The organism is Flavobacterium poyangense (assembly GCF_011751075.1).
In the GTDB taxonomy this organism is placed as follows: domain Bacteria; phylum Bacteroidota; class Bacteroidia; order Flavobacteriales; family Flavobacteriaceae; genus Flavobacterium; species Flavobacterium poyangense.
Map to the genome: position 1 here is coordinate 382,440 of NZ_JAALLN010000001.1, position 14,870 is coordinate 397,309.

Genomic DNA, 14,870 nt, shown 5'->3' on the forward strand with positions numbered 1-14,870 from the left:
TAATGAAAAAATATATATTTAGTTTGATATTGATCTTATTGGCCTCATTAGGACAGGCACAAATAGCACAACCTAGAGCTGCCCCTCCCGGAGGCGGTGGTGGGGACGACAGAATGTATACTTGGTATGCCGATGAGGATGCCGATGGCTTTGGCGATCCCAATAACAGCATTTTAAGAACGACTAAACCTACGGGTTATGTTTCGAATGATACCGATTGCGATGATACTAATGTCTTCATAAATCCCAATACACTCTGGTATCGCGATGTGGATGGCGATGGATTTGGCGCAGGAACCACAACCATAAAAAGCTGTCTGAAACCCGCAGGTGGTTATATTAACAACAATACCGATTGTAACGATGTCGATGTTGCCATAAAACCCACGAACGTTTGGTACAGAGATGCCGATGGTGATGGATTTGGAGCTACTACTCCAACCTTAACCCAGTGTGCGCAACCCGTTGGTTATGTACGTAACGCATCAGATTATAATGATACTACAGCTAACATTACCAATATAGCCCCGCAGACGTTTTACCGGGATGCCGATAATGATACCTTTGGCAATGCTGCTCTAAGTGTTTCATACAGCGTAAAACCCGCAGGTTATGTAACCAATAAAACCGATTGTAACGATGCTGACAATACGATTCATCCCAACACCAGATGGTATGCCGATACCGATCTCGACGGAATGGGTGACCCTGCTGTTTTTGTAACCCAATGTACTGCTCCTGCAGGAAACTATGTACGAAACAATACCGACAATTGTCCTTTGTTAAAAGGCACAAGTCCTGATTGTTCGACTATACTGGCGCCATCCGGTGAAAATTATATCATCAGCAAGACCTATAAACAAGAAACTACTACTGTCATAGAATTTCCCAGTGTCGATCAGGCGCAGACCGGCATTACCTATTTTGACGGACTCGGGCGACCGATGCAACAAATAGCCAACAAACAATCAGCATCTGGAAAAGATATAGTAACCCATATAGCCTATGATGCTTTCGGGAGACAGCTTCGCGAGTACTTACCTTATGAGGCTTCCTCTGTCAATATGGCTTTAGCAGATAATGCAGAAGCTGCTACGGTTGCGTTTTACAATTCGGCTACTTATGAGAACACGGCAAACCCTTTTTCAGAAAAACAACTCGAGTCCTCGCCTTTAAACAGGGTTCTAAAACAGGCAGCTCCGGGGACATCCTGGGCTATGGGTCAGGGACATGAAATAAAACTCGATTATAAAACGAATACCGCTACAGAAGTAAAACTATATAAAGCAACCGCTACCTGGGATGCTGCCGCAGGCTTGTTTGCCACTACTTTTTCAGATTCCGGGAATTATCCGGCCAACAGCTTACTGAAAACCGTTACGTATGACGAGAATACCGCAGGCTCTCCAACAGAAACTGCCGGTTCAACGGTAGAATTTAAAGACAAAGAAGGCAAAGTAGTTTTAAAGAGAACCTATGAGTCCGGGAACAAACACGATACGTATTATGTATATGATTTATACGGAAATCTGACTTATGTGATCCCGCCAAAGGCAGACGGTACCATTACGGCTGAGGTATTAAACGGTTTGTGTTACCAGTACAAATACGATTATCGCAACCGACTGGTCGAGAAAAAACTACCGGGCAAACAATGGGAGTTTATTGTATATGATAAACTCGATCGTCCCGTAGCCACAGGTCCTGTCCTGTCTCCTTTTAAAGACGATGCAGCAGTGGGTTGGATCATCACCAAATACGATGCTTTTGGTCGTCCTGTTTATACCGGATGGAATAATGTGAGTGCTACTTCTGCTTCCCGAAAAGCACTTCAGGATGCGCAAAATGCTGCTACAACTTTATTCGAGACCAAAACGACTTCGGGCACTATAGATGGGGTTAGTGTCAATTACAGCAACACCATAGCGCCTCAAACTTTTAAGTTGCTGACGGTGAATTATTATGACAATTATGTTTTTCCAGGCGTTGCTGCTATCCCTGCTTCCGTCGAAAGTCAGACGGTTTTGACCAATGTAAAAACGCTGCCTACCGGAAGCTGGACCAGAGTACCAACCTCAACCACAGCAATACCGGCAGAGATAAGTACTACTTTTTACGACAACAAGGCCAGACCTGTACGATCGCATACACAGAATCATTTGGGTGGCTATACTTATACGGACAGTAAACTGGACTTTGGTGGAAAACCGACTTATACCATAAGCAGACACAAACGTACCAGTGGAAGCACAGAAATAAACATCAGAGAAGATTTTACTTATTCGCCACAGGATCGTTTGCTGACCCATACCCATCAGATAAACGGAGGTACTGTCCAGCTTTTGGCCGACAATACCTACGATGCTTTAGGACAATTGCAGAGTAAAAAAATAGGAAACACCGCAAGTGTTCCTTTACAAAAAGTAGATTACAGTTACAACATAAGAGGCTGGCTTACGGGAATCAACAATACCGCTAATTTGCAGCAAGGTACAGACGCGAAGGATTTGTTTACTTTTAAGATCAATTACACGACCGTTGCTACCGATATTACCGATGTAATCCCTCTATATAATGGCAATATAGCCGAAACCTTCTGGAGAACGGGCTCTGATAATATCGAGCGTGCTTATGGCTATCAGTACGACAAACTCAACCGTTTAAAAAATGCGTTTTACGTGAAAAACCTGTTGGCTACTGATGCTTACAACGAGAGTTTGACCTACGATAAAAACGGAAATATTCTGTCTTTAGCCCGAAACGGAGACATTGATCCTCAATTGGGTCCTATACAAACCGATAATTTGGCCTACACGTATCCGGCCAATTCGAACCAACTTTCTAAGGTGGTAGACAACAGCAACAATACCAGCGGTTTTAATGACTTTAATAAAACCGGTGATGACTATACCTATGATGCCAATGGTAATCTGATTACAGATAAGAACAAAAAAATCACAACTATTAGCTACAACCACCTCAATTTACCAAAGAAAATTACATTTGGTACAACAGGCAGTATTGAGTATATTTACAATGCAACAGGGCAAAAACTCGAGAAAATTGTAACGGAAACAGGAAAACCAACTGTAACGATCAATTATCTGGGCGGTTTTCAATACAAAGACAATCTATTAGCGTTTTTTCCAACGACGGTGGGATATGTAAAGAGTACCGGTGGTGCACTTTCTTATGTATTTCAATATAAAGATCACTTAGGAAATATAAGAGTTAGCTATGCTAAAAATCCGATTAGCAACGTTCTTGAAATTATTGAAGAAGATAATTATTATCCTTTTGGGCTAAAGCATAAAGGGTATAATATTGCTGCCACTTCTACAAATTCAGCATCGAAATATAAGTACAACGGTAAGGAGCTTCAAGACGAGCTGGGACTAGCTATGTACGACTATGGTGCAAGAAATTATGACCAAACTATAGGTAGATGGATGAATATTGATCCGTTGGCTGAAATTTCAAGAAGGTATTCACCATATGTTTACGCGTTAAATAACCCTGTCAATTTTATAGACCCTGATGGAAGAAAAGCTGAAAAGGCTCAAACAGCAAATATTTACTATGACTGGGATGAGAATAAATATGTAAACAAATCTACTGGTAGTGAGTCGACTCAAGAGGAAGCATTGGCTTCAAGTAATTTTATTGACCCCCCAACTACTACTATCCCTGCACAAACTTGGTTTGGACTAGCAAGTTCGATTTTTGGAGGTCCTGCAAGTTTCTTGAAATTTGCAATAATTGGTACATTTTCTTCTGCACACACACCAGATTGGAGCAAAGGACCATTCGTGTCCGAAAAAGCATCAGGGACATTTTCAATTGAAGATGTTAAAACAGAAGCAAAAAGTATAAATGCAACTGAAAAAAAAGGAAAAGATGGCTCCTATACAATAACATTTAGTAATAATAAAACTTATCATGGGAAAGGACCAATTAATAGAATGTTTGCATCTGCATTGCAAAAAATGACATTATTTAATGTAACCGTTAAGAAATTTAACTGGAGTCCAGCAGAGTCAAGTAGAGAAGCATTTAAAGATGAATACCGAAGACTACAAACAGAGTCGACACCACTATATTCAGAGGGCTATATAAACCCAGTAAATTATAATATAATACAATCACCAGGAAAAAAATACATTATACAAGATGGAGGACTTTAACATATATTTCAATGTCAACGAAAAGGGATTGATAGTAACTAATAACTTTGAAGAAATTCAAAAAAAAATGGATTTAGGCATACGCCCTAAATCCACCTACATAAAAGTTGAAATACAAGATTTATTTAAATTTAATTTTCTGACAATTACCTTTAACGATATTAATCCAATTAATTTTCAAACTTTTAAAAGCATATTTTCTAAACATTCATTTCAAGCTATAGCATTCTATAATTCAATTATAGATTTGGAGGACGTAATAATTAACACTAAACATCTAGTCATTGGAGACAAAGTTAAAGTAAACTTGCTAGAGCGAAATTTTATAGGACTAAATGAAATAACATTTGTATCGGTTAAGACCTATAAAGGAATAATTCTTGAATCTTTTATGAACGTTAAAAAATTGATTTTATGGTACGAAAATAACAAATCAAATGATATTTTAAATCTGTTCCCAAATATAGTCGAACTTCAAATTTATAATGGAAGCTTAGTTGATTTATTTTTGACAGAAAATCGAAAACTTAAAAAATTACAATTGCATAATCTTCCTAAATTACAGCGGGTAGAAATAAAACCTGACGATTTAGAAGAATTAATAGTGGAAAGGTGTAAAAAGCTTACTATTATTGGATAAGATTGGTAATGCATCAAATGTGTTGGCGATTAATGGAGGAACTGCCTATATTCTATAGAAAATACGTATGATTCTTTTTGCAAATATCCTCAAAAACATGAGATTGGATTTCTAATGTTACTGTGACTTCTACAAATTCAGTGGCTAAATACAAATATCAAGAGCGTTAAGATGAGCTAAAACTAAACTGGGACAGCTTCAAATAGACAAACTATGACTTTGCTCTTGGTAGGTTTATGCCACAAGACTCAAAAACACATTAACAACGTAAAGTTTAAAAAATAGAAATGACAGATAATTTATTAAAGGAATTGAAACTGAATATTTTTTATAGAGCAAAAATATTTATAGAAAATTTACAGGAGTTTGCTCCATTTGGAGCTAAATTAATCGAAGGTAATATAAAAGATGTTGTTTATTCTGACGATGCTGAAATTATTGATTGTATAAAAGGTATAAAAATTCTTCAAGATAATTTTTCAGAAGAGATAAAAAATAAAACAATAAACGCTGGTGCTATTGCTTTTGATGTTACAGCTAATTTTAAAAATGGAGATGGAATATCTGAAAAGAGAGATGCGCTTTGTCTCAAAATATCTACTAATGGAGAAATTTGGAGTGAGGATTATTTTCCTTATATGATTATAGATGGTGAATGTGTATGGAAATAATTGGTAATGCATCAGATGTCTTACTAATAATTTAACCTAACATTTATAGATAATCAGTAACTTATAGTAATATCGTACAAAAAGTAGGAGGCTGCCCGAAAAGGACAGCCTCCTACTTTATTGAGAATGTAATATTACTTGGAGCTTTCCCGTTTCATGAAACGATTACAAGATTACTATTTCTTTATGCATTCGTGAACTCAATCAAAACAAAAAGCCATTCTTGACGGAATGGTTTTGGTTTTTATGGAGTTGAGTATCGTTAAGTTAAAACAGGTAAAATTACCTACATCTAATTTGCGTAGTAAATGTAAATTAGCGCGAATTTAAATCAATTCCTCCCTTAACCTACCCTACCCTTTAAGATGAAAAAATATTGCATCCTAATCTTACTTATAGTTTCTAGCTTTACTTTAAAAGCTCAGACAACAATCAAAGAGAGGAAAATTGTTCAGGTCATGGCACCTCAAACCTTTTATCTAAATGGTGGAACTAGGGCTGCAGTTGGTGGAAAATCCAGAGTTTGGTATAATATTGAGCTCCCAAAGAACACCATAGAATGGTATTATGCATTCTCTACTACCAAGGGAAAAAGTTCTTCTTCAGATATTAAGTTAGTTGCGCAACTTACAAGGCTATATGATCCGACTGGAATGACAGCCATGGCGATGTCAGCTCTATTTACACCAACAGGGGCAGGAGTCTGTGATATCTATCTTATGGATCGTAATAATGCGGATAAATTTATGGATAAGGTCGATAATTTTGGAGGCTCATATCAATACATGATCAATGGTTCCCGACTGAATTTCAGAGATGGCATCGTTCAAATAAATGATAATCTTTCTGGACAACTCTGTCTCGGTTTTAAGAATCCTTCTGCTTCAGAAGGAATTGCTATTACTTTAGAGGTAGCAGCTATTGTTGAAGTTGTAAAAGCGGTAGAGAAAACCGAAAACGAAACTAAAGCTGAACTTTTTGGCAATCTGGGATGGAAATCCTATGAAAAAGGAGAATATGAGAAGTGTATGGAATTAAGTAAAAAAGCCTTAGAACTCAACCCTAAACTAGGATGGGTACACAATAATATTGGTTTAGTGCATCTAATAAAAGGCGATTACCTTTCCGCCATTGATAGCTATTCTTCAGCCATTACATTATTCAAAAAGACTGATAATCCCAAATATTGGTTTAGCGAGGCGATTAAAGATCTGAACGCTTTGATTAAACAGAAAGGATCTCTAGAAGGGGCAAAAGACATAATGGAATTGCTCAACTCTGAAAAAGGATAGTACTCTTTATCAACCTCATGTACCTAAATAAACTAAAATTCGACTAGTCTAAAATAATACCTCCTTCTTTACACCAGGCTCTAATCTGTTGCTGGACTTCTTCATTAAGAAATACTGCTGCATTACAGTCACCCCATTTTCTTGAATGTACACCAAGTGCATAATAGACACCATCTTTCTCAGACCAAACTGGTGAGCCACTGTTACGTACTTCGGTAAATAAATCATATGTAATCTTGTCAGATTGTATATTAAAATTTACAGTATTGGCTGTCCACATTTCAAAAAAGTCTTTATCTCCAGGTGAGCCAGTAATGTTTAATGTCTTAAAATCATTAATTTTATTTGGTTTAGGAAGCTTAAATATCCCTTTTACTTTCTTATAAACAGTCGAATCAGGCAAAATAACAACCGAATAATCCCTATAAATTTTACCTTTCGCCCAATAGCCAGATTTAAAAAACCTATTTGTATTATTTAAGGTAATAGTATCTGATATGGCATAGTTTGAGCTATCAATTGACCCAAAAAAAACTTTTACTGTGTTAACGCTTCCATTAGGATACCAAGCGAAATTATGGCCAGCAGATAAAATAACACGTGGATGTATTAAAAAACCGGTGCCATAACGTTCACTACCTCCTCTATTCATCACCATATAGCAAGTGTACATGTTTGGTATATTATTCTCTACAATTCGAGTTCTTGTATCAATTAACTCACAATTGGTATCCTGACTATAAAATAGTTGTGGCATCAACAGAAATAATAAAAATAAAATATCTTTCATATTTCATACTTTAAAAGAAGGTTATTTCTCAAAGATAATGTTTCATTTCATGAAACATCACAGTATAATTGCCTGTTTTTAGCAGATATTTAATTTTCTGACTACAATCAGTTTTAATAATTCTTTAATTTCAAGTAATTAGTAAAAATCAGAATTGATATTTAAATAGTTCATTTCAATTTCTATAGCTTTCACAATAAAATATTTTTGCAACAATAGAGTAAAGTTGTCTGCATTTTATAGACTTTACAGATTACAGTAGTATAATAATGTCTTTAAGATTATTCTCTTCTGAAAAGGTTTTGATAAAATCAAAGGCTTGTGTGCTTTTAGTCTCACTTGATTGAAAATAGTGCATATAAAAATCTTCCCCTTCATCTTCAAAGTGAATGATGTCAGTATAAGATTGTGCAATAAGACTGCCCTTCAATTTGAGAATTTTTCTGGCTGTAGGAGTATCGACCTCTTTTCTGATCCTAAAGCGTATAGTGGTATACATAATTAGCTCTTCTGTCTTTTTATTATTTAATATGTTTTAGGGCTTTCACTTCTTCCCGAATCCCATACAGCAGTTCCCGGATACTCTGTGGTTCGAGATTATCTGGTTCAAATTCTTTAGTAGCAATACTTCCCGCATATTCCCATATTTCTAATATTTCAGAAATTTGTACCGGATACGACTCATAAAAACTGTTGTCAGATATAAGCATAAAGCTGCTCTTGTTGATTCGCTTGAGTCGTTTATATACGATTCCTTCATTTTTCGTAAGAAGTACATAAGTTCGGCCATCTCTAACATCCTGCTCATTTTCTATATATCTGCCCACTATAAAAGAACCGTCCCTGTGAGGAGGCATTGAATCTCCTTCTACCGGAAATGTCCTGAATTTTCCAGTACCTAGAAAAGGTAATGAAATATGTTGCAGACTCTCTACAAATTCAGGATCGCTATACCCGTTCAGATAACCCGCTTTTGCTTTATGGGGAATAATCTCAATGATGTTTGCTCCTTTTGTATCTACTACAATGGGCAACAAGATGCGGTTGTCATCAAGTTTCATCAGTCCGTCAATATCGACTTTTCTAATATCAGCGGTCAATAGAAGGTCAATACTCACATGGTAATAATGCGATAATTTAATTAATATTTCAAAAGGAGGCTGCGACTTTCCTTCTTCATATTTTGCAAGTCTGTCCCGGCTTATAGAAAGGCTGTCAGCTATATACTGCTGCGAAACTTCCTTTTTTATCCTTAGGTGTCTGATGTTGTCGGAAAATAAAGACATAATGTTTTTGGGATTATTTATCTCAACAAATGTAATAATTTTTGAGAATATCTATCCTAATTTTGTTTCATACAAAAATGAATTTATGGAAAGGGCAATTGTGCATATGGATTTGGATACCTTTTTTGTATCCTGCGTAAGGCTGATGGATTCCAAACTCAATGGAATTCCTTTGATCGTTGGCGGTGGTGATCGTGGCGTAGTAGCTTCCTGCTCTTATGAAGCCCGTAAATTTGGAGTGCACTCTGCCATGCCGATAAAATTGGCATTACGGCTCTGTCCTGATGCCAAAATTGTTAAAGGAGATATGGAACTCTTCTCTAAAATGTCGAATAATGTCACTGAAATTATAGAATCAAAAGCTCCTATAGTTGAAAAGGCCAGCATCGATGAATTTTACCTTGATATAACGGGAATGGACCGATTTCATGGTTCGTATAAATGGACCAATGAACTTTCATCCATGGTTACCAAAGAAACCGGATTACCCATTAGTTTTGCTCTTTCTGTAAACAAAACTGTTTCTAAAATTGCAACCGGGGAAGGAAAACCTAGAGGGAATCTTGAAATTCCACAATCTATGGTACAACAGTTTCTTAACCCTCTTTCTATTCGTAAAATCCCGATGGTAGGTGATGCTACCTTTAAACTGCTTTCCCGCATTGCTATCCGAAACATACAAACCTTAGCAGAGATGCCTGTTAATGTATTGCAGGAAATGATCGGTAAGAACGGAATTGAACTATGGAAGAAAGCTAATGGCATAGATAATAATCCTGTAGAGCCTTATCGTGAACGCAAATCACTGTCAACAGAAGATACTTTTTATCAGGATACCACAGATTTAGTGTATTTACGTTCGGTACTTTCAGCTATGGTTGAAAAACTGGCTTATCAGCTACGCAGTGAACAATGGCTGACTTCTAATATAACGGTTAAAATTCGCTATTCCAACTTTGATACTGAAACCAGACAGGTTACCCTACCCTATACCTCATCAGATCATACCCTTACAAAGGCCGTTTTGGAAGCTTTTGAAAAGCTTTATCAGCGACGTATGAGCCTACGCCTTGTAGGAATCCGGTTTGGTAAATTGGTGCGTGGAACTTATCAGATTAACCTCTTTGAGGATACTCAGGAAATGATGGCTTTGTATCAGGCAATGGACAAAATTAAAAACCGCTTCGGGGTTCACGCAGTGATGCGTTGCAGCGGTATTTATCAGTCTCAAAAAACAATTTGATTATGTACTTTAACTGCCACTCTTTCCACAGTCTGCGTTACGGAACTATTTCGATTACCGATTTGATCCTTCAGGCAAAAACTTCGGGCATAACTGCTATGGCTTTGACAGATATCAATACAGTCACTGGTATTTATGAATTCTACAAAATCTGTAAGGAAGCTGGTATCAAACCGATTGTTGGGATGGAATTTCGAGAGGATCATAAGTTGTTGTATATAGCACTGGCCAAAAGTCGCCAAGGTATCGGGCAGATAAACCGCCACAGAACCAAATTCAATCTAGAAGGCCTGCCAGTGCCGAGTACTGCACCGGATTTCAAGGATGTAATTGTCATCTATCCGATAGAAAACCTGCCCGATACGCTAAAAGATTTTGAATACATAGGAATTAGAACAGAAAACCTTTCGCTTTTAATTCGTCCGCAATGGAAGAACAAAATTAACAGAATGGTTGTACTGCATCCGGTTACCTTCAGCAGCAAAACTGAGTATAGTCTACACCGCGTGCTCCGCGCTATTGACCTCAATACGCTTGGAACCAAGCTCACTGCCGATGATTACGGTAAAGCTGATGAAATGATGATATCTCCGGAAGAAATCACAATACGCTACAGCCAATATCCTCAGATATTAGAAAACAGTTTTTCAATACTAAAGCAATGCTCATTTGAATATGAATTTGGAGTACCCCGCAATAAAAAGCATTATACGGAAAACAGGCAAACCGATCTGGAACTTCTCACTAGTCTGGCACAACAGGGACTCGTACGACGTTATGGCACTGATAACCTTGCAGCTAGTGAGCGTGTAAAAAAAGAGCTTAGAGTTATTGATGAACTGGGTTTCAGCGGATATTTCTTAATAACCTGGGATATTATACGTTACAGTAATTCTATGGGGTTTTTACACATCGGACGTGGCAGCGGTGCTAACAGCATCATTGCCTATTGTCTTGGAATTACCGATATTTGCCCTTTGGAACTGGATCTTTACTTTGAGCGCTTTCTAAACCTTAATCGTAAGACTCCACCTGATTTTGATATTGACTGGTCCTGGAAAGAACGTGACGTGATACTGGATTATATTTTCAAGAGATATGGCGCGGATCATGTAGCCTTTTGTGGAACTAATGTAGAATTCAAATACAAATCTATTTTTAGAGAAGTTGGAAAGGTCTTCGGGTTACCCAAAGAAGAACTTGATGCCTTGTCCGGAACAGCTATCGATCAGCATGATCAAAATAAAGTTATACAGCTGGTGCATAAATACGGTATGATGATGGAAAAATATCCTAATCAACGTTCAATGCATTCCTGTGGTATTCTGATCTCTGAAGATCCTATTACTGATTTCACAGCATTGGAGATGCCTCCTAAAGGTTTTCCTATAGTGCAGTTTGATATGCATGTTGCTGAAGAAATTGGGTTTGACAAATTTGATATCCTTTCGCAAAGAGGAATCGGACATATCGATGAATCTGTAAAACTGATCAAAAAAAACCAGGGTATCACTGTCGATATCAGGGACACTGCTCTGTCAAAAGATGAAGCTTCCTGCAATGAGTTTCTTCAAAGTGGAAAAACCATTGGTTGTTTTTATATAGAAAGTCCGGCTATGCGTGGACTTCTTCGCCGTTTGAAATGCGACAACTATAAAGTATTGGTCGCTGCCTCTTCTATTATCCGTCCCGGGGTTGCTCAGAGTGGTATGATGAAAGAATATATTTTCAGACACAATCATCCCGATAAGTTCGAGTACTTCCATCCCGTGTTTGAAGAACAATTAGGCGAAACCTATGGTATTATGGTCTATCAGGAAGATGTAATTAAGATTGCTTTACATTATGGTGGTGTTGAAGCTGCAGACGGTGATATTCTCCGAAGAGCTATGAGTGGTAAAGGACGATCACTTACTGCCCTGCAGAAAGTAAAAGACAATTTCTTTGCTTCCTGTGCTTCCAAAGGCCATCCTGAACAATTGAGCGCTGAGATATATCGTCAGATAGAGTCTTTTGCAGGCTACTCTTTTTGTAAAGCACATTCTGCTTCCTATGCTGTAGAAAGTTATCAGAGTCTGTATTTAAAAGTACACTATCCTATTGAGTTTATGGTAGCTGTAATCAACAATCAGGGAGGGTTTTATAGAACGGAAGTTTATGTACATGAGGCTCGCATGTCCGGGGCAGTCATTCATAACCCATGTATTAACAAGAGTGAAGTAGAAGCAACTCTTTACGGAAAAAATGTCTATTTGGGACTTATGCATCTTCAAGGGTTACAAAGTGAAATTGCACAACACATTATAGAAGAACGCAGAGCACATGGAGAATACATTTCATTAGAGGACTTTATCAAACGGGTGCCTATAGGAATTGAAGGAGTTCAGTTGCTAATATACATTGGAGCCTTCCGTTCAACAGGAAAAGCCAAGAATGAGCTTTTAGTAACTGCCAGAAGGATCATGATGCATTTTAAACCCGAGCATCGTCAACCTATGCTGCTTCCCGAACCTGTAAGACAATACAAGCTTCCAGAACTTAAACGTTCTCCTTTTGAAGACGCCTTCGATGAAATTGAACTTTTAGGATTTCCTGTCTCTGTAACTCCTTTTAATCTTTTGAAAACCAGCTACCGGGGTTCCGTGATGGCATGCGATTTGATTAAGTATCATAAAAAACAGGTCAAAATGCTGGCCTACCTTGTTTCTAGAAAACATGTACCTACCAAAATGGGAGCTATGTATTTTGGAACCTGGATTGATGCAAAAGGAGAATTTTTCGATACGGCACACTTTACAGGTAGCCTAAAACAATATCCTTTTAAAGGAGGTGGTTGTTACCTTCTTTTAGGTACAGTGGAAGTAGACTATCACTTCCCTACCATTACTATTTCTAAAATGGAAAAAATGCCTTTTATATCTGATCCCCGTTATAGAGAAACTGATGAGGAAAGCACCAGAACCCAGCAGAAGTTGCGAGAGGATGTTTCCATGACTCATCGGGCACCTTATCCACAAGAACAGGAGATTGGACTTCCCAGACATAAAATGAAAACAGGATGAAAAAGACAGAATATGCCGTCGTAGATATAGAGACCACAGGGGGTAATGCTTCCGGTAGCCGCATTACGGAAATTTGCATTATTATCCATGACGGAATAAATATAATTGACCGTTGGGAAACTCTTGTCAATCCTCAAAAAGAGATACCACTGCCTATCTTTGCTCTGACCGGAATAAATAACGAGATGGTTGCCTCAGCTCCTATCTTCGATGATATATCCGAAAAAGTTCTGGAAATGCTTACCGATCGAATTTTTGTAGCGCATAACGTAAATTTTGATCACTCATTTATCAAAAATGAATTGGAGCTGTCAGGATTCAAATGGACTACCAGAAAACTATGCACAGTGCGTGCTGCTAGAAAAATAAAACCTAGTCTTTCTTCTTATAGCTTGGGTAATCTTTGCCGTGCTCTCGATATTCCCTTACTTCAGGCACACCGCGCTGGTGGAGATGCTGATGCTACAGCTATATTACTATCACGTCTATTATTATGGGATACCGATGGTGAGATTGTGAAAATGATAAAGCGTAATTCCCATGATCAGAATCTGCCTCCTAACCTTCCTCCTTCTGACTTTGAAACGTTACCGGAGAAACCCGGTGTATACTATTTTTATAACCGGTTGGGAAAAGTGATTTATATAGGCAAAGCCAAAAATATCAAGAAACGTATTGCACAGCATTTTAGCGGACACAAAATTACCCCGCAAAGACAGCATTTTATGCGTGATATCTTCTCCATATCGTATGAGATCTGTGCTACGGAATTTATTGCACTACTACTAGAATGCTGTGAGATTAAAAAGTTATGGCCAATATATAATAAAGCTTTAAAAAGGTTTGAGCCTAAGTTTGGCTTATACCATTACGAAGCCCGAAACGGATATCAATATCTTGCCATAGGAAAACTGGCTAAAGGACAAGCTTCAATAGAGCTTTTTTATTCTCAATATGATGGCATCAACTTATTGCTCTCTCTGGCTAAGGATTTTGGAATTGACCATAGGTTTTGCCATTATACAACATCTGATAAGTGCGAGTTTATAATCGAAAAAGATATGAGTTCTTTACCTGATGTTTCTTTGCATAATGAATCAATTGACAAAGCTATAGATTTTCTCATATCAGGTAAACCAAGCTTTGCGATCATTGATAAAGGTCGTTCTCACGACGAGCGTAGCTGCATTTGGGTTGAGAATGGTCATTTCTATGGTATGGGCTACATCTCATCGGATATTGGGTTTACTCAAGCTCATGAGATAAAAGAATATATGACACCATATAGCAGTAATCAATATATTATGCAGTTGATTTATGCATATGCGGACAAATATCCTGGCAAGGTGATGAAGCTTACTGAAAATTATTAATTCAAGAACCAGAGACAAGACAAAATAAAAATCTTAACTTTTCCCTAATTTTTGTTTTTATATCCATTAGCATACGCTCAATCAAAAATCATAAATAACAAAAGTATAGTAGATTATCTGGATCATTAAATTATATCCTAAAATGCAAATTTTGTTATACTGCTTAAAGGCAATTGGGAACCGAAAGACATTTTTCATAAAAAAATTAATTGAAAACTGGTCAAAGCAAAGCACACTAGATTATTATTATCTTTATAAATATTTTTTTATAATCAAAAAATATACTTGTACCCACGGGAATTAGGGCGCAGAAAAAATATTAGAAAATT

The 14,870-nt window shown here is 37.4% G+C and carries 10 protein-coding genes; 7 read left to right on the plus strand and 3 right to left on the minus strand.

Annotated features, from left to right (window positions below; all coding sequences use genetic code 11):
• Positions 1-2 precede the first annotated feature (2 nt).
• The 4 genes from G3A47_RS01545 (at position 3) to G3A47_RS01560 (ending at position 6,787) form a co-directional block, all read left to right on the plus strand.
• Complete coding sequence (locus G3A47_RS01545; RefSeq protein WP_166919756.1) at positions 3-4,184, plus strand: DUF6443 domain-containing protein; 4,182 nt, start codon at positions 3-5, stop codon at positions 4,182-4,184.
• Complete coding sequence (locus G3A47_RS01550; protein ID WP_166919758.1) at positions 4,171-4,824, plus strand: hypothetical protein; 654 nt, start codon at positions 4,171-4,173, stop codon at positions 4,822-4,824. The genes G3A47_RS01545 and G3A47_RS01550 overlap by 14 nt, the downstream gene beginning before the upstream one ends.
• Before the next feature lie 287 nt (positions 4,825-5,111).
• A complete protein-coding gene (locus tag G3A47_RS01555) occupies positions 5,112-5,495 on the plus strand; it encodes a hypothetical protein (RefSeq protein WP_166919760.1) in 384 nt (127 codons plus the stop codon).
• Between the two features lie 458 nt (positions 5,496-5,953).
• Entirely contained in the window at positions 5,954-6,787 is an 834-nt protein-coding gene (locus G3A47_RS01560) for a tetratricopeptide repeat protein (protein ID WP_166919762.1), read from the plus strand.
• A gap of 43 nt (positions 6,788-6,830) precedes the next feature.
• Here G3A47_RS01560 and G3A47_RS01565 read toward each other — a convergent pair whose 3' ends face one another.
• The 3 genes from G3A47_RS01565 to G3A47_RS01575 form a co-directional block, all read right to left on the minus strand.
• Entirely contained in the window at positions 6,831-7,577 is a 747-nt protein-coding gene (locus G3A47_RS01565) for a trypsin-like serine peptidase (RefSeq protein ID WP_166919764.1), read from the minus strand.
• Between the two features lie 253 nt (positions 7,578-7,830).
• The gene (locus tag G3A47_RS01570) at positions 7,831-8,076 is read right to left on the minus strand and encodes a hypothetical protein (protein ID WP_166919766.1); all 246 of its coding nucleotides are present in this window, start codon (positions 8,074-8,076) and stop codon (positions 7,831-7,833) included.
• Positions 8,077-8,098: 22 nt separating this feature from the next.
• Complete coding sequence (locus G3A47_RS01575; protein ID WP_166919768.1) at positions 8,099-8,863, minus strand: XRE family transcriptional regulator; 765 nt, start codon at positions 8,861-8,863, stop codon at positions 8,099-8,101.
• Between the two features lie 85 nt (positions 8,864-8,948).
• Between G3A47_RS01575 and dinB the strand changes: the two genes are divergently transcribed.
• From dinB to G3A47_RS01590, 3 genes are read left to right on the plus strand one after another with little or no spacing between them, the layout of a single operon-like run.
• Positions 8,949-10,106, plus strand: a complete 1,158-nt coding sequence (dinB, locus tag G3A47_RS01580) for a DNA polymerase IV (RefSeq protein WP_208328329.1) — start codon at positions 8,949-8,951, stop codon at positions 10,104-10,106.
• A gap of 2 nt (positions 10,107-10,108) precedes the next feature.
• A complete protein-coding gene (locus tag G3A47_RS01585) occupies positions 10,109-13,168 on the plus strand; it encodes a DNA polymerase III subunit alpha (RefSeq protein ID WP_166919770.1) in 3,060 nt (1,019 codons plus the stop codon).
• Positions 13,165-14,541, plus strand: coding sequence for an exonuclease domain-containing protein (locus G3A47_RS01590; protein ID WP_166919772.1), 1,377 nt, complete (start codon positions 13,165-13,167; stop codon positions 14,539-14,541). Before G3A47_RS01585 ends, G3A47_RS01590 begins: the two co-directional genes overlap by 4 nt.
• The last annotated feature ends 329 nt before the right edge of the window (positions 14,542-14,870 follow it).